We start from the raw sequence: 20,560 nt of genomic DNA, 5'->3' as shown, positions 1-20,560 counted from the left end.
AAATATAACAACATAAACAATTGTAATACAGACACATAATTAAGTCAACAATAGGATTAAGGGTAACTAAAACACCACCTGTTTCCCACACCACCGCAGATTTCAGCCCCTTAAGTTCAGAATTAATTCAGAATTCACTTATAGTTTTGCCGCATGAAATTACTGATCATAGAAGACGAGATCCAACTGGCGCAGAGCATGATCTCTTATTTATCAGGTGAAAATTACGTGTGTGAATATGCAGGTACTTACCAGCAGGCGTTGACTAAAATCGATATGTACGAATATGAATGTATCCTTCTCGATATCATGTTGCCGGGCGGCGATGGCATGCAGCTCCTGGAAGAAATAAAGAAGCGGCAAAAAGAAGAAGGGGTGATTATTATTTCAGCGAAAGATTCCTTTGACGATAAAATACAGGGCTTACAACTCGGGGCAGATGATTACCTGTCCAAACCATTCCATCTGCCAGAACTGGCAGCCAGGATATTTTCTATCATCAGGAGAAGAAAATTCAACAACTCCAATATTATCCGGCAAAATGAGCTGACCATCAACCTGCTGGCTAAAACAGTGCTGGTACACCAGCAACCGGTGATCCTCACTAAAAAGGAATTTGACCTGTTACTCTACTTTATCGGCAACAGGAACAAAGTAGTCTCTAAAAATGCGCTGGCAGAACACCTTTCCGGAGACATCGCCGGTATGCTGGATGATCACAACTTTATTTATGCGCACATCAAAAATCTGAAAAAGAAACTCCACGAAGCAGGATGCGGCAATTATCTCAAAACCATCTATGCCACCGGCTATAAATGGGAGATGTAATTTAACGGACTACCAGTACTTTAAACGTTCCGGGCACCACCCCTGCCCTGCCGGCAGCATCTTTTTCTTTGGTAAATCCGGCCACAGATAAATACACACTGTTGGTACTTTCATCCAGGGCCAGTGTTTTCGCTCCCTTTTGCGTGATCAGCGCTTTCTCTGCCTTGAACTGTTTAGCACCGGTTTGATGAATGATATTCAGGGTACCATCTGCATTGGATGCATAAATCGTTTGTGTATGCGCGTTATAGGCTACCCCGTCGCAATCTTCCCCGATCGGAAGCGCCGCAATGATGGCATCATTGCTTAATTGTACTACCAGCAGTTTCTCATTGCCACAACCCACAAATAATAATTTGTTCTTTACATCAATTGCCAGACCAGCAGGATCTTCTCCCTGCGGCGTCAGTTTAATGGTTCGTACTACCTGGAAAGTATGCACATCCACTACTGCGATGGCGGCCTTGTCTTCCAGGTTTACATATAGCTTTCCTTCCAGGTCTGACACAATGGCTTCGGGTTTGCCGCCAATATTCACAGTGGCCTTTACTTTAAGTGTAACCGGATCAATTACGGACAAACTGTTGCTCTTTCCATTCCCGGTAACAATGGTTTTGCTCACCGGCTCGTACATAATGGCATCGGGATTATTGCCTGTGGCTATTTTAGTTACCACTCCCTCCGTTTTCAGGTCAAACACCACCACATTATTCTCTTTCCCATTGCTGATAAAGCCTTTCCCATTGGCTACGTCCAGCGCAATACCATGCACTCCGGACAGATCATTGAATACAGACAACGATTGGCCGGTCTTTTTATCGACCACATTCACCTGGTTGCCATGAGATACATATAACTTATTATCGGGACCGGAAGTGAGATAGTCCCAACGGCCATCACCAGGCACAGAAAAGGTATTCACCACTTTCGCGCCGGTCTGGGCCTGCAAAAAGGCTGGCAGCAACAGTGCTACCAGAAATAATCCGGAAGGTTTCATTGGTTTCTTGTTAAGTTGGTTCAAAGCTATTGCCCGATTCTGTCGTAATTCTAAAGTCGCGTTAAATTTCAAATTTATTCAGATTTCGCCCCTATTTTTGACGCATGAAAGTACTCCTGATTGAAGACGAACGACAACTGGCCGATAGCATTATCCGCTACCTGTCTGGCGAAAACTACGTCTGTGAGCACGCCGCCAGCTACCAGCAGGCATCCGAAAAAATTGAGCTGTATGAGTACGAATGCATCCTGCTCGACCTCATGCTGCCCGGAGGCGATGGCCTGCAATTACTCGATGAAATAAAAAAACAGCATACCGATACCGGCATCATCATCATCTCCGCCAGAGACGCGATCGACGATAAAATAAAAGGCCTGCAAACCGGGGCAGACGACTATCTCGCCAAACCATTCCACCTGTCGGAACTGTCAGCGCGCATCTACTCGGTGATCAGGAGAAGAAAATTCCAGAACAGCAATATCCTGGAATTAAATGAACTGAAACTGGACCTGCTGGCCAAAACCGTACATGTACATCAACAGGAAGTCATCCTCACCCGGAAAGAATTTGACCTGCTCATGTATTTCCTGGGCAACCAGAACCGGGTTATTTCAAAAAATGCACTGGCAGAACATCTCTCCGGCGACGTAGCCGACATGCTCGACAACCATAACTTCGTGTATGCACACATCAAAAACCTAAAAAGAAAACTCGGCGAAGCGGGCTGCGACAACTACCTGAAAACCATCTACGGCACCGGTTATAAATGGGAAATATGAAGAAACTGCTGAATAAATCAATGAAGGCTTTTGTGTTGTATGCCGGTATCGTACTGGCTTGCAGCATTCCTGCCTATTATGCGATCGTAGACTTTATCTGGGAGCATGAACTGAAAGAACACAACCGCATCATGAGCGAGGCCACCCGCCAGAATCTGCAGGCCATGTCGCTTTCCGATACAGAACTGAACGAAGCCGTGCTGCTCTGGAATAAACTGCGCCCGGAAACACAGCTGCAGCAAGTCGAAACAGCCAGGCCGGATTCGACCTATAATATCTACCGGAAAAATAAATACATCCCCTCCAAAGGCTGGGACAGATTCCAGGGATTGGTTACCTACTTCCCGATCAACGGCAAAACGTTCCGGCTTACACAGGAAGCCAACATGGAAGAATCGCACGAAACCATTATTGCTATTGCTGCCGTAGCCTTTGTGTTTTTTATGATCCTGCTCGGCGGCCTCATCTTCATCAACCGGAAAATATCCGAAAAGCTCTGGCTGCCATTCTACAGCAGTCTGCAAAAGATCAAAACATTTGACCTGCACCGGCCCGAACAGATCCGCTTTGAACCCACCACCACAGAAGAGTTCGAAGCACTTAACCATCACCTGGAAAAACTGATTGACGGCAATATTGCGGTATATAAACAACAAAAAGAATTTACGCAGAACGCCTCCCACGAACTGCAAACGCCGTTGTCTATCGTAAAATTCAAGCTGGACCTGCTTTACCAGAGCAAGCCCCTCAGCGAAGAACAATCCGGCATTATCAACGACGCACACCGGTCACTTTCCAAAGTAACGCGTATCAATAAAAACCTGCTACTGCTGGCCAAAATGGAAAACAGCCAGTTCAACGGAAAAGAAGTGATCGACCTCTCTGCCCTGGTGGCCAGTCATGTTGTACTGCTCGAGGATTTCCTGGAAGACAAACAACTCACCGTGCAACTGCAGCTGGCACCCGACGTTTCGCTCTCCGGCAATAAAGTACTGGTAGAAATCCTGCTGACCAATCTGATCATGAATGCCGTGCGCCACAGCATTCCCGAAGATACCATCCGTATAACGCTCACGCCTGCACGATTGGAAATTTCCAATACGGGCGCTGCCACACTGGATGAAAAATTATTGTTCAGACGCTTTGGCTCCTCCTCTCCCAATACCACCGGTACCGGTCTGGGACTCGCCATTGTACGGCAGATCTGCCAGTTGCACGGCTGGAAAGAGCAGTACCTTTTTAAAAATAATCTGCACATTTTTACCGTGACCTGGGCCTGATTCCAAATTCCTGCTAAATCGTATTTCATCTTTGCTGGTATATATTAAAGCAGGAACCAGATGAAACCACTGATTTATTGTTTACTATTGATACTTCCCTTGCTGCCCGCATCCGCACAGCAGCAAGGGGCCACCGTTTCCGGAACGATAAAAGATGCCCAAAGCAAAGCCGCACTCCCTTTTGTAAATGTAACGATACACAAACCGGCAGACAGCACCTTTATAACCGGTACCATCAGCGGTGAAACGGGTACTTTCAGCATCCCGTCGCTCGCAACAGGCCACTACCTGATGAAAGTATCCTATATAGGATATAACACGCAATGGCAGCCTTTATCCGTAGGCCAACTGAGCAAATTTCTTGATGCAGGTAATATTGCACTCACCGCCAATGTAGTCCATATCAATGAAGTGACCGTTACCGGAAAAACGGATGCGGTTACCGACAAAATGGATAAGAAAACATTCACCCTCTCCTCCAATATCAGCCAGGCAGGCGGCTCTGCACTGGAAGCCATGAAAAATCTTCCCGGCATCACCGCCGGCCAGGATGGTAAAGTACAGCTGCGTGGCAGCGATAAGGTGATGATCCTTATCGATGGCAAACAAACCGCCCTCACCGGTATAGGCGGCCAATCCGGCCTGGATAACATTCCCGCTTCCGCCATCGAGAAGATCGAGATCATCAACAATCCTTCGGCTAAATTTGACGCCAACGGAAATGCCGGTATCATCAACATCATCTACAAAAAAGAAAAGAAAGAAGGCTTTAACGGCAAAATCGGGCTCACAACAGGACTGGGCGCCCTCTGGGAGAAAAAAAGCAACCTGCCCGATATAAGACCCCAATACACCGCTACGCCGAAGATCAATCCATCGGTATCGCTCAACTATCGCAGGAATAAAGTAAACCTCTACCTCCAGGGAGATAATCTTTACACCAAAACCCTCAACAAAAACGAATTCACCGAACGGATTTACGACCATGGCGATAATACGCTGCAACAGGTAAAAAGAAACCGTACCACCAATATCATTACCGGTAAAACGGGGCTCGACTGGCAACCCGATGCCAGCAACACCATCAGCATATCCGGCCTGTTCAGCAGTGAAAAGATCCTCGACAGAGGTGACGAACCTTTTTTCTCCACTGACCTGAAAGACAGGAAAAGACTCTGGCAGTTCCTGGAAGATGAGCTGAAAACCACCGCCACCTTCTCCGCCGGCTGGCAACATGCTTTCAGTCAGCCCGGGCGCACGCTTAACGTGCAACTGAATTACACCTTCCACCGGGAAGATGAAAAGTATTTCTTCACGAACATCCTGCCTACCTACACCGGGCTTGATTCGTTTAAACTCCTCTCCGATGAACATGTGGCCGACCTGAATGTAGATTACGTACAGCCGTTGAGGTATGGGCGGTTTGAAGGGGGATTAAAATTCCGCCGCCGGTACATCCCCACCAATATGCAGTTCAAACCCGGGCTGAACTCCCCGCTGGATACCACCGCCGGCGGCTGGGCCAACTATGGGGAAATTATTCCTGCCGCCTACGGTATGTTTGTATTTGAGAACCAGTACTTCGAAGTAGAGGCCGGTGTGCGCGTGGAATACGTAGACCTGCAATATGATGTAAACCCGCAGCACAGCACCTATAAAAGCGATGGATACCACTACGTACAGCCGTTCCCGAATGTGCGGTTCTCCTATCTCATCAACGACCGGCACAGGTTATCGCTGTTCTATAACAGAAGAGTAGACCGCCCCAACGAAGTAGATATCCGTATCTTCCCGAAATACGATGATGCGGAGATTATTAAAGTCGGTAACCCGGAACTGCGGCCACAGTTCACCAATACCTTTGAACTGGGCTACAAAACCAACTGGCACAACGGCTTCCTGTATCCGGCCATATACCACAAAAGAATGGACGCTACGATTACACGTATAGGCAGCACGGTAGGAAACAGTCCGCTGATCTATAACATCTTCCAGAATGCGGGGAAAAGCTATAATACAGGGATAGAGATCAATCTCTCACAACGGATCAACAAATGGTTGAACATGAACCTGCTGCTCAACGGCTACCAGAATATCATCGACGCATTTACCGTTGTGAATAAATACCCCGCTGAAAACACCTATTCCGCCCCACGGGAGGAAATGTTTTCCGGCAATGTGAAGTTCAATGCCTTTTTCCAGGTCCCCAAACTGGCAGATATACAGCTTACGGCCATTTACCTGGCCCCGGATATTATTCCGCAGGGTAAAATATATTCCCGCTTTTCGATCGACCTGGGGGTAAAAAAGAACGTGGGCAAAAATGAATTCTTTTTGAATTTTACAGATATCGCCAATACTTTACGGATCCGCAGAGACGTAAAAGGAAATGGATTCAGCTATACCAGCACCGATTACCTGGAAACACAGGTGATCCGGCTGGGATATGGTTATAAATTCTGATAAAAAAAAGCGGTGTCCTTTATCAGCAAAGGATACCGCTTTCAATTTTTTTTAAATCCCTTACAGGGAGATGACTACGCCCAGGTTAGCCACTGCCCCGGTCCCTTTCACATAGTATCTTCCCTCACTGGTGGCTCCTCTTACTTCAGAATGAACCGGGTAATAATCTGCGTTGAACAGGTTATTCACGGAGAAGTTCAGGGTCACGTTTTTCAGGCGGTAAGAGGTAAAGGCATCAAAAATTGTATAACCGGAAATGGGATATTTACCATAGTTGTATTCCGCCACGGGAAACACGTTCCGGGAGCCCACGTTCGCCATCTGCAGGGTCAGGTCCCAGTGACGGGTAATTTTGAAACCTGCATTACCGGTTACTTTCACCGGGGAAATGATGGAGTTGTCCAGTTTGGTGTTGTAGTTGCCGTCGTTTTTCGTATCCTGCCGGCCATCCATATAACCTACGGTGGTACCGAGATTCAGCCAGTCGGTGGCCTTTACGTTCATCACTACTTCTACGCCATAGATGCGTTGCGGCACCTGGCTCAGTTCATAATTACCGGGAGTACTTGTTTCCGCATAGGTAGTACCTTTTTTCGTGGTGCTGTAGTAACCGGTGAGTTCATAGCTAAACCGGTCCAGCGCACCGCTCACACCCACTTCTACGTTGTTTACCTTTACCGGTGAGGCATTGATCGCATTCAACGGTACGTTATTACGCAGTACCAGTCCTACGTCGCCAATGGAAAAGCCCTGTGAGAAACTGGCAAACGGCTGCAGGTAACTCAGCTTATTGAATCTTGCGCCGGCATTGAATACCAGGGCGTTGTAAGTATTGGATTCTCCTTTGGTGAATTTGTTGCCTTTCGTGAGGTCGCCTACTTTAAAACCGAGGTTTTCGTAACGTACACCGGCCTTCAGGATCCAGTCCTGCGCCAGTACAAACTTGGATTGTACGTAAGGTGCAATGCTGTTCATGTTCATATCCGGTGTCACAAACTGCTCTTTCATATCTTTTTGAACGGTGTGGTCTTTCAGGAAGTCGATCCCGTAGATCAGCTGCATCCGTGCATTGGCAGACAGTTCGAACGGTGTATTGAAGTTGAGCCGGGCGCCCCAATGGTCGGAGTATACCTGGTTGTAGGCTTCAAATACAGAATTGATATCATCGTAATAAGCTACCAGGCTGGCTTCTGTGCGGCCATAGGTACCGGTATATTTCGCGTTCAGGGTTTTGTTGTACGGGGTACCGCCGAGAATATTCGTATCGCCACGTACGCCGATAGCGGGCGATATACCAAACTTACCGATAGTGCCGATGTAGCGGCTGTCCTGGATGCTGTTGTAATAGTTACCCATTACTTCTACGCGGTGCTTATCGGAAATATCGTAGCCCAGTTTGATCAGGGCGTTATAGGTATCTGTTTCCCCGAGGCCATAAAATGGGCTGATCACTTCTCCGTCGGATGAGCGGGAAACACCGCTGCGGGCCACTTTGCCTTGTACCAGGTAATCGAACTTATTGACCTTTCCGGAAAATACCTGGGAGACATTGTATCCCCAGGTGCCATCGGTTTTCGCCAGGTTAAGGCTATTGTTCAGGTAAGTGGTAGAACTGAACGGTTTATTTCTCACCGCTTTTTTGGTGATATAGTTAATAATACCGCCGGCAGCACCATTTCCATACATAGACGAAGCGCCGTTGATCACTTCAATGTGGTCAATGGCGCTCACGTCGATGGTTTTGAGGTCGCGGCCACCGTTCCTTAAAGGTGTGGATTGCGGCACCCCATCTATCAATACCAGGAAATTTCTTCCCCGGAGCTTGCCGATAAAGTTATTCTGACTTTCTTCACTTGGTGAAATACCCGGCACTTTCTGCATCAGGATGTAGGGCAGGTTGTTATTTATCTGCGCCTGTTTTTCTACTTCCGCCCTGGAAATAAGTGTTACAGAAGACGGTACGTCGTTGATACTTTCCGCCACACGGCTGGCGGTCACAATAATTTCGCTTAGCTGACCGGTGGTATCGGTAATACTCTTACGTTCTTTTTTTACAGGCGCCTGTGCGCATACAACGCCGCCCATAGCAACGGACAATACAAAAGTGGATATCTTCTTCAAAGTGGCAATATTTAAATCAGCGTGAGGGAACGCATAAAGCGAACATACATGACAGCTACGATATTTTATCTCCCTACAACATATTAAAAAATGACCACAAAGAAAATACACTTGAAAGTAATCCGCTACTCGGATCCGGAAAATTTCCCACTAGAATAAATACGTCACATGCACCATTCCCCGGTTACCGGCTTTAATCCGCAGATCCGCCAGTTGTTGTGATAGTACCGGCTGAAAATTACCTCCCACGGAAATATTACCCAGCGTAGCTTCCACACCTGCCGTTGCCAGCAGGGAATGTCCTCCGGAGATATCGACCGCATATTTGCGCGCTTCCTGGTCCTTTTCGGCGGTTTCATACAACACCCCGGCATTGGGCGCTATCGTCACTTTGGGCGCCACCCTGATCTTGTAATAGGCCAGTATGTTGGCCGTAAATTTATTGCCATACCGGTAATCATAACGGTTATTGGTGTTGATTTTGTAACTCACATTGGCATTCAGTCCCAGGTCCATGAGCCGCACGTCATACATGGCATTCAGCGTGAAATCGGTGCTGGCGGTACCCAACTGGAAATTATTCGGTGCATCTTCGTTTTCCTTATGTTCTGTTGGTTCATACTTTCCGGTGGGCATTTTTATGCCGCCGCCTATCCAGAGCGATTGTACCAGTAGCTTATTATTTGCGGTGGTGTGCTGCTGATCCAGCAGCTGGTAGTAGCCTACTACCGCTATATCGCCAATACCGGATTTACTCATGGTAACGCCCTGGTTTTCCCGGCTGTTGAAATTTACAGGTACAAAGCCCAGTACACGGAAACGCTTGCCGATATTCCATCCACCCCATAGTTCGGCTGTCTGGTAGGTTTCATCGGTGGTCAGGTAAGAGGTAGTACCACCCGGGCCGAGATGCGAACGCAGTGTTTTATACTGGTACCGCAAACCGATAAACCGTTTTTTAAAATCAGGCAGGATACCAATGTAATAACTGCCTACGCCGCAGCCACAGATATCACAGGCCCTCACTTCATACATCCCGGTAAGGATGCAGAGAAACAGTAGTATTATTTTCTTCATGCTACGCTGTATTTATTGCGCTTCTTCGGAGAAGCGCTTATCCCTGATAAATTGCCGGTCGTTCAACGTGTTCAGGAAGGCCAGCAACTGCTGCTGCTCTTCCGCCGTTAAAGCAATACCCGGCTTACCGTTTGTTTTCAGCAGCGGATCCAGTGTAGGCATATCCGTTACTTCTGCCGCATAATGCTGCAATACCCCGGAAAGCGAATACAAACGGCCATCGTGCATGTAAGGCGCCGTATAGGCCAGGTTGCGCAGACTGGGTACTTTGAACTTGTACCGGTCGGCCGGGTTCAGCGTAATGGGATAACGGCCCTCATCGTTGTTCGGCCCCGGTGTAAGGCCATTGTTACGGAAAGAATGATCCGTAAACAACGGCTCGGTATGACAGCTGTTGCATTTCTGCTGGAATAAGGCATATCCTTTTTGTTCTTCCGGTGTGAAAGTGGGCCCCTGTTTGCGCATTACGCTGTCGTATTTCGACTGGTCGCTGACCACCATCACCATGAACTGCGACATGGCCTTCATCATGCGGGCGGTGGTGATTTCCTCCGAGCCAAACACCTTTTTAAATAGCGCCGGGTAAGGATTTGTGTTGCGCAGCTTGATCAGCACATTGCCCATGGTTTCATCCATCTCTACAAAATTGGTGATGGGTACCACCGGTTGCAGATCCAGGTCGAACACGCCCCCATCCCACATGAAAGTGGTGTTCCAGGCCAGGTTCATGATGGGTGGAGAATTGCGGCTGCCTAAGCGGTCGTCGATACCATGACTCACATCATGGCCGTGATGCGTAAAAGCAGCCGACTGCAGGTGACAACTGCCGCAGGAAATGGTGTTATTGCGCGACAAACGTGGTTCGTAAAACAGTTTCCGCCCGAGTTCAAATCCTTCCGCCGTTACATTATTATTGGCCAGTTTATACGCGGCGGCAGGAAAGCCGGCGGGTACTTCAAAGCCGGTAAAAGGCGGTGGTGGTGGATCTTTCACCGGGTCATCCTTGCTGCAACCCGGCAGTAAAATGCCGAGGCAGCAAAAGATCATCCATTGCAAAATATTCATGGCGCCCGGTTTTAGTTTTCAGTATGATCGTGCCGGAACAGCTGCGCGTTATTATCCGCAATTTTTGCGCTGAAGTCGCCGAACATCACCGTAGGATTAGCGGCAATACTCACTTGTGTGCTGCCGTTAAACATTTTTAGTACATCTACCATCAGGTGAATATTGGTTTCCCGGCCGGACCGCACTTTAGCAACACCGGCAGCGGTAAGGTCTACCCGGATGGTACGGTTGTTATTCAGTGTAGGGGCGCTATAGCCGCCGAAGCCACCGATATGGTAGCGGAACTTATGCTGACCGCTGGGATCGACTGGTGCAGCATCAGAAATCCCTTCCATTTTAAAGAAGATATAGCCCATGTTCCAGCCCCAGTACATGCCGTCGTCCATGCCGGCAGAGGGGTCGAGTACACCGGTTCTTTTGCTCACCTCCATCACGCTGCTCAGGCTGTCTACTCCCAGGATAAAACTCAGGGAAGTATACTCTCCTTCCGGCACCCGTACTTTTACAAACTGTGAGGCTGCATCTTCTTCCGATACGAGGAAATAGCTGCTATCTTTCGGAACAATATATTCCTTACCAGCAGCCGTTTTCACGCTGATGTTGGTAATAAAGTATTTTAACCGGGACACCTGGAAGGATTCTCCGGCAGCATTTTTATAAACGCCGGTATTCAATTGCAGGTTTTTATCGCCCACAATGTTATCAAACTGTATAGACAAAGTAGCTTTCACGTTACTATCAGCTGCCGGTGCCGTGCCGTCTTTTTTGCAGGCAGTAAAAGTGGCCACTATCAAAAGGATATAGATCATTCGCGTACAATACATCGTGTAATTATTATTTTTTCAGACAATAGGATGCTTTTGCCTGCAGGGGATGCAGGCGGTTAACTAACGGGCAAGGTTACACATTATGCAACAGGCGGCCGGAATACAGCCGATGGCCGGTCGATGGGAGTACCTGGAAGATGGTGATAAAACGTGTTACCGGCAATGCTTACCGGCAAGGGTTCCCGGAGGTCGTCGCCGCAAAGCGATGCGTAAAAGATTTCACTGCGGTGGTCTGTTTTCCGTTCAGGATTTTCCTGCTCTTTCCGCTCCTCTTCCCGGAGTTGTTTACGCAGGTGGCATTTGCCGTTACAATGCATAGCCGGCTTATCGCGGTTCACACAGAAATTCCGGACAATGTAATCCTGGTTCAGGTAATAATCCAGCAGCACCACATAACGGCCTGATAACTGGCAAAGCCAGATCAGCATCAGTAAAACCGTTATCATTTGTTTCCGCATGGTGAAAAAGTAAAGTGCTGCAAAAGTAGCGCGTCTGGCGGGGCTGGCATAGAATAAAACCGGACAATAATTTTAATAATCCGTCCATTTTTATCACGGGTTCGCTATTTATGCAGAAATGGTTATCATTGTTATCATAAAAAACGGGAACAAAAGTCATGGCTATCTGCAACAGGGATTTTACACCGGAAGAACAACAACTCCTGCAATACTACAAACAGCACTGGCAATTATCAGACGACGGACCGGCCTTTGTTACGCATAGCAGTTTACTGCAACCGGTGCTGTTCAACCAGGCGCCGGCCATGCTGAAAATACCGCTGGAAGCCGAAGAGAAACTGGGCTACCGGCTCATGGTGTGGTGGAATGGCCAGGGAGCGGCGAAAGTATTACGATACGATGAAAACGCATTGATACTGGAGAAAGTAACGAGTGATATTACCCTGCTGGATATGGTAAAAAACGGCGAGGATGAACAAGCCAGCCGCATTATCTGTGCGGTAGCCAACCAGCTGCATGCGCCAAGGGGTGGCTTGCCTCCGGGGCTCATGCCCCTGGAAGAATGGTTCCGGGATCTCTGGCCGGCCGTTGAAAAATTTGGCGGCATCCTGACGGAGAGCGCGGCGCTGGCCCGTGTGTTGCTCGACAACCAGCACGATCAGGCCGTTTTACACGGCGATCTGCATCATGAAAACATACTGCATTCTGATACACGTGGCTGGTTGGCCATTGATCCAAAACGGCTCATCGGGGAAAGGGCCTTCGATTTTGCAAATATTTTCTGTAACCCTGATAAAGCTACTGCGCTCAGTCCGGGGAGACTGGCCCGGCAGGTAACTGTTATTTCACAGGCAGCACAGATCGATCCTACCCATTTGCTGAAATGGGTGGTGGCATGGGCAGGACTTTCAGCCGCCTGGATCCTCAACGACGGCGATGACGCAAGTCTGGACCTGGGCGTAGCCGAAACAGCGTTCCGGCAACTGCATCCATAAGCAGAGCTGGCACCGGCTTCTCCCGAAATGATCCAGGTTCCTGATCTCATAAAAAACAATATTTTGTTTTTAGACAGGAAATGAAGAATTTGCGCGCCTTATACCGGATATTGATCCAGTCTTTTAACCTATTCGAAGAAGATGGCAAAAACGAGTTTATGGTCCCTGTTAAAAAGTTTATCCGGAAAATTCAGTTCCCGGGAAACGCCATATCAATACCAGCCCCTGGCCTCAAACATAGAAGTTGTTAATTTTTGGCCTACACAAAGGTCGGAAGATCTCTGGCTTTACCTCTTTGTTACCTCCCGGCTGGGAGAGCTCATTGACGCAGATAACACGATGCTGCTGGCATCCGTTTTTGGCCCCCGGCATTATATCAGCGAAAGCCCGAGCAAGATAAAAATATTTTACACCGGGGAAAATGTAGACCGGTTTCCGAAATATAAAGACCACTGTCTTGATATCGTAGATCTTTCTTTTGGATTCGAATACCTGCAGGCCCCTAATTACATGCGGCTTCCCTTGTGGCCGTCGTTTGTATTCCGTGCCAATGCCGACCAACGGGAGATACAAACGGAGATGGACCGGATCATGAATGCGATCCGCAGCACCCCACCTGCCAGTGAGCATTTCTGTTCCCTGATCAGCAGTCATGATAAAAGCGGGGTCCGTTCCAAACTGATGAAATCACTCAGTGGCATCGGGCATATCGACAGCGCCGGTAAATTCAAAAACAACTGCAATGCGCTGAAAGAAAAATACAACGACAGCAAGATCGATTTCATGCATAACTATCAATTCAATATCTGCCCGGAAAACACCAATAAAGACGGTTATGTAACGGAAAAGGTATTTGAAGCGATCAAAGCCGGCACCATCCCTATTTACTGGGGGAGCAACGGCCGGCCGGAACCGGAAGTATTAAAACAGGAAGCCATTCTTTTCTACAACGGACCGGGAAGTGTGAAAGGCCTGCAACAGGAAGTGGCCCGGCTGCGTCAACATCCGAAGCAATACGAGGAATTCCGCAACCAGGACCGTTTCCAGCCGCATGCGGCAGAATACCTGGCGGAGATGTTGCATACGGCGGAAATGAAGATCAGGAAAATTATAAAAGAAAAAAACGCCTTATCCGGCAAGTGGAACTAGAAAACTTCACTGCCACAACTTGATAAAGTGCGGCTAAAAAACTATATTCACTTCCTAATTTATCACCAAACCTATTTAACCTATGGAATCACAAACTATACAGGAATCCATATTTGCTGATGAAGCGAATCTTGAGATGGCCAGCAGGGGCCAGCGCTTCGCCAATTACCTGATAGACCTCTTTACCTTTTATGTAGTAGCGATCATACTATTCGGCGCTTACTTTGTTTTGTTCCCGGGTAGTTATTCTGAGTCGGCTTCTCCCGGCGCCAGCTATGTACAGAACCTCGTATCACTTGTATTATATGGTCTTTACATGGGCACTATAGAAGCGGTATTCAAAGGAAAAACGCTTGGCAAAATGATTACCGGTACGAAAGCCGTAAATGAAGACGGCTCTGAAATCACTGCCGGCACTGCGTTTCTGAGAGGTCTCAGCCGCGCCGTACCTTTCAGCGTTTTCAGCGCACTGGGCGCCTGGTGTCATCCCTGGCACGACCGGTGGACAAACACCTACGTGATCGACGTAAAGAAATCACATATCCCGCTGGGAAAATAACCGGATAACTTTATATCAACAGAAAGCCCCGCTATGATAGCGGGGCTTTCTGTTGATATACACCCGCAGGTGTTATCTATTTGTTCTGCACTAAGATCGTTTTGTTGCTGTCATTCGTTTTATCTTTTACACAACGGAAGCCGATATGGGAGGCCCCGGAATCAAAAGCAGTGCCCCTCCTGGCGCTGGGCCGGTAGTTCACACAATAATCGTTGGCGCATAAATAGGAGCCGCCTTTGGTCACGCGTTTGATGGCGTAGCGGTCTTCCGGATCATAGGTACTGGCCGGTCCTTTCGGATCTACTTCGGCGGTACGTAAACTGGCTTTCTTATACAGGGAAGCATCGTACCAGTCGGCTGTCCACTCCCATACATTTCCGGTCATGTCGTACAGTCCATAGGCATTGGCCGGGAAACTGGCGACTGGTGCGGTTCCTTTAAATCCGTCTTCTCCCGAATTCTTATCCGGAAAATGTCCCTGGAAAGTATTGGCCATGTACTTTTGCCCTGGTTTGAATTCATTTCCCCATGCGTAGCGTTTTTCTGCCTGTCCGCCTCTGGCGGCGTATTCCCATTCTGCTTCCGTAGGCAAACGCTTACCCGCCCATTTTGCGTACGCATTGGCGTCTTCCCAGGCGATCTGCACAACGGGGTGTTTCCAGCGGCCGTCGAGATTACTGCCCGGTCCTTCCGGATGTTGCCAGCTGGCGCCGGCTACCCAATGCCACCAGTTGGAAATATCTTCCGTACTAACGGGATGATCCGGTGCTACAAACACCATAGAACCGGGAATGAGCAGTGCATCATCCGGTTTGGGCGTACCAGGCGGCAGCTGTTTGCTGATCTCTTCCCAGGTTGGCTTTCTCTCCGCCACCGTTACGTATTTTGTGGCATCTACAAAAGCTTTGAAAGCTTCATTGGTCACTTCTGTTTTATCGATCCAGAAACCATCTACTTTCACCGGATGCGCAGGTCTTTCCTGGTCATATGCTTCCTTTTCATCGGTGCCCATCATGAATTGTCCGCCGGTCACCCATATCATATTTTCCGGATCTTTATCTTTACGATCTGCTGTAGTGGCAAACCTGGAGGGCACCACGCAGCAGGCAGCTTTGCCCACCTGTTCGGCGGCAGGCGGCACCCGCTGCTGACATGCAGCCAGCAGCAGCAATAACGGCAAATACCTTTTCATCATCATGGCAATAACTTTAATGATCACTTGTTAAACACCGTTTTCCAGTCGTTCTTAATACTGATCACCTGCCAGTGATACTGTGCAGCCATGTTCAGTGATTTATTACTTTTCTCTTCGTACTGAAATTCCCTTTTTGCATCGTCGTGGTTAACCAGCAGCTGAAGGGAAGGATAAGTGCTGCCCTGACTAAAGCGCAGCATATATACATCCCCTTCGCCACCTTCGTTGCCACAAGCCAGTATCGGCCGTTTTCCGATGTGATACTGGATATTTACCGGTTTTTCCTGTTTGTCGTTGAGGGTAATAATACCGGACATCCGGTAGATGTCGTTCACACCGGCACTATCCACGTAACGATATTTAAACTGTGTGCCTATCACCTGTTCCGGCGGTATACCGTAATAAGGGCGGCTGATAGCGCGCATCAGTTCTATAGTACCTCCCGAACAGATGAATGTTTTAAATCCATTCATGCGCAGGTAAGCCAGCAGTTCCAGTTGCGGCTGATACAACACATTGGCCAGCGGCACACCCAGCGACGGATGCTTCACTGTTTCGAAAAAGAGTTTTGCTTCCGCTGCAAATTCCGCTTCGGTTAAACCGGTATGCGTAACGTCTACCAGTTCTATCAACCCCTTCTCCCCTGCTTTACCAAACCAGGCTTTATCATTTTCCAGGACCGCTTTAAACGGTTCCTTGTTCTTTAATGCAGGATTGGCCGCTACCATGCGATGTACACGAAATACTGCAAAAAGCCCCTGTATAATTGGCTTCTCCGCCCACAAAGTACCATCGTTATCGAAGGTAGCAATCCTGTCTTCTATCGGTACAAACTGGTTGGTGCCTTCTGTCGTCACCGTTTTTACAAAGCTGAGAATAGACTGCTTTACGGCACCGTCATTCCAGGAAGGCAATGGATCCTCCTGGGCTGCTGCATGGAGGGAAAAGAACAATGTGACAGACAGTAACCATCCTTTCTTTATGCCCCGGCCAATATGTGATATCTTCATAAGCATGCATATATTAGTAACCATTACATTTTAGCCGGGAAACTGGCCATGATCTTAGTGATAGCGGCAGGTATCTTAGTATCCGGATCTTTGATAGGTCCATCGATCTGACTGTTGCCCACACCCTGCCACAGGAGGTTTCTTTTAGCGCGGTCTATTACATCTACGATCACAGAGCCATCAATATATTTATCTACAGAGAAGGTGGTGTTGCTGGACCCCATACCCATACCACCGCCCCAGTAATAAGGTCTGTAGTAGCCACCGTAACCATAATAATCGGTATTGGCCGTCACGTTCTGGCCCTGTTTGGCAATGGTAATCGGGTTTACCAGCAGATCTGCGCTGGAGGTATCCGCCTGGGTGTAGCCTTTTGCTGTCATGGCAGCAATCACCCCGTTGTTGATACGGTCGCGGTTTAATTCACTGATCGGACTTTGCTGACCGGCAGGATTATACAGGGCAAATGTTTTGTACCCGGCAAAGCTGGCCTGTTTGTTCACGTCGGAAGTAACCTTTAACGTGGGTCCGCAGGCAGCCAGCATCAATAGTGCGATGGCAGAATAGAGGAATGTTTGTTTCATAATATTCATTTTATGTGAGGTTGTAAAAGAATTATTTCGCTTTCTTCGCCCACTGCAGGTTCAGTCCGAAAAACACCTGGTAAGCCGGCTGACCAGCCCCTTCGCTGTATACCGTGAGCTGTGGTTCAATAAATGTGTTTACCATCATATTATTTGCTTTGAACACCTTACCTATTCCTAAACCAAAGGGTATCAGCGTACGTTGATTTTCAAAATCAAAGGTCCAGGTAGCGCCGGCGCTACGTGCATATAACCCTGCTGTAATATTGAAAGTAATGGTTGGCTGAAAAGCCAGTACGCTTACCTCCTGCCGGTCGGATTGTCCTGCAAAGGAATGCTGGTAAGTGATCAGTGAGCCCAGTACATGACCGCCCGGAATATGATGTATCGCTATAAATGCGCCACCTGCCTGCCATTTCCCGGTACCCAGGTAGTCATTGCTGCCGGTAGGAAACACAAGCATCGGTCCAACTGCCAGATCGGTAGACGCCCCGTTTTTCGAAAACCGGATCGCATCAAAAATCTGTATATCGCCCAGTCCTGAATTGTAGCCCATCTTATTGTCTGATGGTATCGTGGTAAAAGGAACAGTGGCCCGGATAATCTGCCGGCCTGCCACCATCACGCCTCTCAGGTTCATGGTATTCGAAACCTCGGTAGTTCCCCGCTGATGCATGGTGATATAATCATGGAAACTGAGCTGGTTTAATTCCGCCAGCGGATTATTGGACTTGGCGACTTCTTCCTGCGACAGACCGCCAGCAGGAGGATGCCCTTCCTGTGCTTTCAATAAAACGGGCAGCAATAAAAAACTGGCCATTGCCAATAATCCGGTGTATTTCATACGAGCTGTTTTTATTTATTACCAGGAATATCCTATGCTGAACACCGTACCGAAATCGACTTTCTGCGCTGTTACATCCGGTGGTTTACTATCATAATCCAGGTATACCTGTACATTCAGATTCAGGTGTGTCACAATTTTCCAGTACAGCGTTACATTCTGATCTGCACGCCAGCGGCCTGCCTGCGACACACTAAAAAACACTGAATTGGTCGCCTGTAAGGTCAGGTAGGGCGTACCCAGTCTGTATAGATAGTAATTCACAAACAGCGGAATTTCCAATGAAACCGCACGGCCGGCATTAATACTATCTGTGCTGTACTCCTTCTGCACTGAAAAACCGGTGGCGGCGCGCAAGTCGTTCCGCCTGTTTTTGATCAGGATAGGCCCCGCTCCTTCTGCCGCCTGCATACGTGCACTCAGGCCTAACTCTGTGCTGCGCTGAAACTGTACAGATGACACCGCAAACCATTTCTTCCAGAATTCTATATAAGCCTGCACTGCCAGGTCTGCTTTTTCAATGCCTTTAAATTCATTGTCGATCGTATACATCAGATCACCCGATGTCAGGAACAGCCAGTTCCTCGTACTGTAAGTCATGTTATGACTTTCATTCACACGGCCTATATTACTGGAACGGGAGTACGAAAAACCAAGACTTGCCGATCCATCCAGCCGCTTCCAGAAATTATCATCCATGTTTTCGATATTATCCAGGTCTTCTATAAATAATTCCGTGGTATCCCTTCCCTGTATAATCTTCACCCATCCCGCTCCCCTGCCTGGTTCCAGGATGCCCAGGTATTTTATATTCGCTACACTTTCTATCAGATACAGCTTACGTCGTGCGGTGATTGATTTGATGTTTCTCAGTTTAATGGTTACCATGTCTTCCAGCTGATCAGGGTCCAGTGTCAATACGCCCCGTTGTATCTGTTTTACTTTCCCCCTGATCTGGTCTCCATCCATAAATTCAATTACATCGCTTTCCTCCGGATGTAATTGCTGTGCCAATAATACAGCGGGCTTTATACAACAACAGCCAACCATTAACGCTATGGTTACTATCCATCTCACCAGCGCCATCTGTAGTTTCCGGACAACAACAAAGATTTACGTCCACCCAGGAAACCGGTTTCCGCTCTTACCTGCCAACGTTTATTGATCTGGTATTGTGCTCCCACTACCATGCTCCAATGCGACACAGGCTCCTTCTTCAGCGAATAATTCACCGTAATATCATCCGGAATATTATTCATCTTGTTTAATACGGCCTGGGCTATACGTTTTACAACTACCTGCTGTGGTTTAGTCAGTGCCTGGTACCATTGCTCCGTTTCATCGATGATTTTCTGTGCCTGTCCCGGATCCATGGATGGCCCCAGATCAGACAGATTAATAGAGCCACTGGTGCCCTGGTTCACAAAAAATCCGGTAGCTCCTATCCAGGCCGCAATGGATTTGCCGGGGTGTTCTTTAAACTGAAAATTGTAGCCGATCCTGGGTGTGATCATCAGTGTTTTTACGGTGTTATCAAGATTATCAAGGTGTGTCCAGGTATAATTGATATCTGTGATGGTAATGATACCGTGATAACCGCCAGCCAATGTGGTACCCAATCCGAGGGTATATCCCTTGAAATCGGCCTCGCTGGAAAACTGGAAAGGCGATGCAATATTCACGTTTGTTTTTGCCTGCACCAGGCCTACAATACCATACAGGTCCACGAAGGGCAATACCCACAGATCCAGCCTGGTGGTGGCGGTCTGCATGTTTGCTTTCACTTCCCCGAATTTGATAAAGTCGAGCGGTACCGGTTCCTGTTCATTAAAGCCAACTTTCAGGTCGGTGATATTTACTTCCTGTGAGCCTCCCATCAGGTTCAGCATGGCACCCACCGGGTATTGCAAACTGAAACCTTTCTCTACCATCTTACTTCCCAGGATCGGAAAGCGATAAGGATAGCCTGCCCTTCGTAAGCTGTCTTTATAATGTTTGTCGGCATCCCCCATTTTATTGCCGGCGCCGGCCTGCGCCATGGCAGATGCCGCCAGCAGGATCAATGCAAATGATATGATATAATGTTTCCACATGGAGGATAAGGATTAAAGTGAATGGCAGGGAGAGAACTCCCTGCCGGCTTCATAGGTTTTGCCAACTATTGTATCCGTTAATCTTATGATGTAAAAAGTATGTTGCATGGGAATCCTGGCGTTTGTGGCATGACAGGGCATGCCGGTTCGGCTTTAGTAACTTTAGCGAAAAATGGAACCAATATCAGGATGATGCTTGCTTGATATGCTCAGGACAGGGTACTGTTGACCGGTAG

19 protein-coding genes are annotated in these 20,560 nt (G+C 48.1%); 7 read left to right on the top strand and 12 right to left on the bottom strand.

Features of this window, described 5'->3' with window-relative positions:
* The first annotated feature begins 153 nt into the window (after window positions 1–153).
* On the top strand, window positions 154–828 hold the full coding sequence (locus tag BMW79_RS16145; RefSeq protein ID WP_089896461.1) for a response regulator transcription factor: 675 nt from the start codon (window positions 154–156) through the stop codon (window positions 826–828).
* Window position 829: 1 nt separating this feature from the next.
* Here BMW79_RS16145 and BMW79_RS16140 read toward each other — a convergent pair whose 3' ends face one another.
* The gene (locus BMW79_RS16140; RefSeq protein ID WP_089896460.1) at window positions 830–1,825 is read right to left on the bottom strand and encodes a YncE family protein; all 996 of its coding nucleotides are present in this window, start codon (window positions 1,823–1,825) and stop codon (window positions 830–832) included.
* Between the two features lie 104 nt (window positions 1,826–1,929).
* On the opposite strand from BMW79_RS16140, the gene BMW79_RS16135 reads away from it, so the two are divergent.
* From BMW79_RS16135 to BMW79_RS16125, 3 genes are read left to right on the top strand one after another with little or no spacing between them, the layout of a single operon-like run.
* Window positions 1,930–2,604 carry a response regulator transcription factor gene (locus BMW79_RS16135; RefSeq protein ID WP_089896459.1) on the top strand — a complete coding sequence of 225 codons (675 nt, stop codon included), beginning with the start codon at window positions 1,930–1,932 and terminating at the stop codon, window positions 2,602–2,604.
* Window positions 2,601–3,884, top strand: a complete 1,284-nt coding sequence (locus BMW79_RS16130; RefSeq protein ID WP_177192198.1) for a sensor histidine kinase — start codon at window positions 2,601–2,603, stop codon at window positions 3,882–3,884. The genes BMW79_RS16135 and BMW79_RS16130 overlap by 4 nt, the downstream gene beginning before the upstream one ends.
* A 60-nt stretch (window positions 3,885–3,944) precedes the next feature.
* Window positions 3,945–6,347, top strand: coding sequence for a TonB-dependent receptor domain-containing protein (locus BMW79_RS16125; protein WP_089896457.1), 2,403 nt, complete (start codon window positions 3,945–3,947; stop codon window positions 6,345–6,347).
* A 60-nt stretch (window positions 6,348–6,407) separates the two neighbouring features.
* On the opposite strand, the gene BMW79_RS16120 is transcribed toward BMW79_RS16125, so the two are convergent.
* From BMW79_RS16120 to BMW79_RS16100, 5 genes are all read right to left on the bottom strand, one after another.
* Window positions 6,408–8,468: a TonB-dependent receptor gene (locus BMW79_RS16120; protein WP_089896456.1), complete on the bottom strand. Its 2,061-nt coding sequence runs from the start codon at window positions 8,466–8,468 to the stop codon at window positions 6,408–6,410.
* 150 nt (window positions 8,469–8,618) lie between these two features.
* Entirely contained in the window at window positions 8,619–9,545 is a 927-nt protein-coding gene (locus BMW79_RS16115; protein WP_089896455.1) for a transporter, read from the bottom strand.
* A gap of 12 nt (window positions 9,546–9,557) precedes the next feature.
* Window positions 9,558–10,610 (bottom strand): cytochrome-c peroxidase, encoded by a 1,053-nt coding sequence (locus BMW79_RS16110; protein WP_089896454.1) that lies wholly within the window; start codon window positions 10,608–10,610, stop codon window positions 9,558–9,560.
* A gap of 11 nt (window positions 10,611–10,621) precedes the next feature.
* Window positions 10,622–11,419 (bottom strand): MbnP family protein, encoded by a 798-nt coding sequence (locus BMW79_RS16105; RefSeq protein ID WP_089896453.1) that lies wholly within the window; start codon window positions 11,417–11,419, stop codon window positions 10,622–10,624.
* A 98-nt stretch (window positions 11,420–11,517) separates the two neighbouring features.
* On the bottom strand, window positions 11,518–11,895 hold the full coding sequence (locus tag BMW79_RS16100; protein WP_143059177.1) for a hypothetical protein: 378 nt from the start codon (window positions 11,893–11,895) through the stop codon (window positions 11,518–11,520).
* Between the two features lie 158 nt (window positions 11,896–12,053).
* Between BMW79_RS16100 and BMW79_RS16095 the strand changes: the two genes are divergently transcribed.
* The 3 genes from BMW79_RS16095 (at window position 12,054) to BMW79_RS16085 (ending at window position 14,598) form a co-directional block, all read left to right on the top strand.
* Window positions 12,054–12,890, top strand: coding sequence for an aminoglycoside phosphotransferase family protein (locus BMW79_RS16095; protein ID WP_089896451.1), 837 nt, complete (start codon window positions 12,054–12,056; stop codon window positions 12,888–12,890).
* 141 nt (window positions 12,891–13,031) lie between these two features.
* Entirely contained in the window at window positions 13,032–14,039 is a 1,008-nt protein-coding gene (locus tag BMW79_RS16090) for a glycosyltransferase family 10 domain-containing protein (RefSeq protein WP_089896450.1), read from the top strand.
* 82 nt (window positions 14,040–14,121) lie between these two features.
* On the top strand, window positions 14,122–14,598 hold the full coding sequence (locus BMW79_RS16085; protein WP_089896449.1) for an RDD family protein: 477 nt from the start codon (window positions 14,122–14,124) through the stop codon (window positions 14,596–14,598).
* A 76-nt stretch (window positions 14,599–14,674) separates the two neighbouring features.
* Here BMW79_RS16085 and BMW79_RS16080 read toward each other — a convergent pair whose 3' ends face one another.
* Genes BMW79_RS16080 through BMW79_RS16055 form a run of 6 tightly spaced genes read right to left on the bottom strand, consistent with a single transcriptional unit; the run spans window position 14,675 to window position 20,324 of the window.
* Window positions 14,675–15,796 carry a formylglycine-generating enzyme family protein gene (locus BMW79_RS16080; protein ID WP_245752510.1) on the bottom strand — a complete coding sequence of 374 codons (1,122 nt, stop codon included), beginning with the start codon at window positions 15,794–15,796 and terminating at the stop codon, window positions 14,675–14,677.
* A gap of 17 nt (window positions 15,797–15,813) precedes the next feature.
* On the bottom strand, window positions 15,814–16,803 hold the full coding sequence (locus tag BMW79_RS16075; RefSeq protein WP_177192197.1) for an HAD family hydrolase: 990 nt from the start codon (window positions 16,801–16,803) through the stop codon (window positions 15,814–15,816).
* Between the two features lie 23 nt (window positions 16,804–16,826).
* Window positions 16,827–17,387 carry a DUF4136 domain-containing protein gene (locus BMW79_RS16070; RefSeq protein ID WP_177192196.1) on the bottom strand — a complete coding sequence of 187 codons (561 nt, stop codon included), beginning with the start codon at window positions 17,385–17,387 and terminating at the stop codon, window positions 16,827–16,829.
* A gap of 31 nt (window positions 17,388–17,418) precedes the next feature.
* A complete protein-coding gene (locus BMW79_RS16065) occupies window positions 17,419–18,231 on the bottom strand; it encodes a hypothetical protein (protein ID WP_089896443.1) in 813 nt (270 codons plus the stop codon).
* Window positions 18,232–18,249: 18 nt separating this feature from the next.
* Window positions 18,250–19,245, bottom strand: coding sequence for a DUF481 domain-containing protein (locus BMW79_RS16060; protein WP_177192195.1), 996 nt, complete (start codon window positions 19,243–19,245; stop codon window positions 18,250–18,252).
* Window positions 19,246–19,304: 59 nt separating this feature from the next.
* Entirely contained in the window at window positions 19,305–20,324 is a 1,020-nt protein-coding gene (locus BMW79_RS16055) for a hypothetical protein (RefSeq protein ID WP_089896439.1), read from the bottom strand.
* Window positions 20,325–20,560 lie beyond the last annotated feature (236 nt).

Origin of the sequence: Chitinophaga arvensicola (genome assembly GCF_900110835.1) — a bacterium.
Taxonomy (GTDB): domain Bacteria; phylum Bacteroidota; class Bacteroidia; order Chitinophagales; family Chitinophagaceae; genus Chitinophaga; species Chitinophaga arvensicola.
The sequence above is the reverse complement of the archived record's forward strand: the minus strand, read 5'-3'. Positions and strand labels throughout refer to the sequence as shown.

Excerpts from the sequence above, each read along its gene's own strand:
- BMW79_RS16080 (WP_245752510.1), bottom strand. The coding sequence starts at position 15,796 with ATGATGATGAAAAGGTATTTGCCGTTATTGCTGCTGCTGGCTGCATGT.
- BMW79_RS16140 (WP_089896460.1), bottom strand. The coding sequence starts at position 1,825 with ATGAAACCTTCCGGATTATTTCTGGTAGCACTGTTGCTGCCAGCCTTT.
- BMW79_RS16135 (WP_089896459.1), top strand. The coding sequence starts at position 1,930 with ATGAAAGTACTCCTGATTGAAGACGAACGACAACTGGCCGATAGCATT.
- BMW79_RS16125 (WP_089896457.1), top strand. The coding sequence starts at position 3,945 with ATGAAACCACTGATTTATTGTTTACTATTGATACTTCCCTTGCTGCCC.
- BMW79_RS16070 (WP_177192196.1), bottom strand. The coding sequence starts at position 17,387 with ATGAAACAAACATTCCTCTATTCTGCCATCGCACTATTGATGCTGGCT.
- BMW79_RS16095 (WP_089896451.1), top strand. The coding sequence starts at position 12,054 with ATGGCTATCTGCAACAGGGATTTTACACCGGAAGAACAACAACTCCTG.
- BMW79_RS16090 (WP_089896450.1), top strand. The coding sequence starts at position 13,032 with ATGGCAAAAACGAGTTTATGGTCCCTGTTAAAAAGTTTATCCGGAAAA.
- BMW79_RS16085 (WP_089896449.1), top strand. The coding sequence starts at position 14,122 with ATGGAATCACAAACTATACAGGAATCCATATTTGCTGATGAAGCGAAT.
- BMW79_RS16110 (WP_089896454.1), bottom strand. The coding sequence starts at position 10,610 with ATGAATATTTTGCAATGGATGATCTTTTGCTGCCTCGGCATTTTACTG.
- BMW79_RS16065 (WP_089896443.1), bottom strand. The coding sequence starts at position 18,231 with ATGAAATACACCGGATTATTGGCAATGGCCAGTTTTTTATTGCTGCCC.
- BMW79_RS16055 (WP_089896439.1), bottom strand. The coding sequence starts at position 20,324 with ATGTGGAAACATTATATCATATCATTTGCATTGATCCTGCTGGCGGCA.
- BMW79_RS16130 (WP_177192198.1), top strand. The coding sequence starts at position 2,601 with ATGAAGAAACTGCTGAATAAATCAATGAAGGCTTTTGTGTTGTATGCC.
- BMW79_RS16145 (WP_089896461.1), top strand. The coding sequence starts at position 154 with ATGAAATTACTGATCATAGAAGACGAGATCCAACTGGCGCAGAGCATG.
- BMW79_RS16075 (WP_177192197.1), bottom strand. The coding sequence starts at position 16,803 with ATGAAGATATCACATATTGGCCGGGGCATAAAGAAAGGATGGTTACTG.
- BMW79_RS16100 (WP_143059177.1), bottom strand. The coding sequence starts at position 11,895 with ATGCGGAAACAAATGATAACGGTTTTACTGATGCTGATCTGGCTTTGC.
- BMW79_RS16105 (WP_089896453.1), bottom strand. The coding sequence starts at position 11,419 with ATGATCTATATCCTTTTGATAGTGGCCACTTTTACTGCCTGCAAAAAA.
- BMW79_RS16115 (WP_089896455.1), bottom strand. The coding sequence starts at position 9,545 with ATGAAGAAAATAATACTACTGTTTCTCTGCATCCTTACCGGGATGTAT.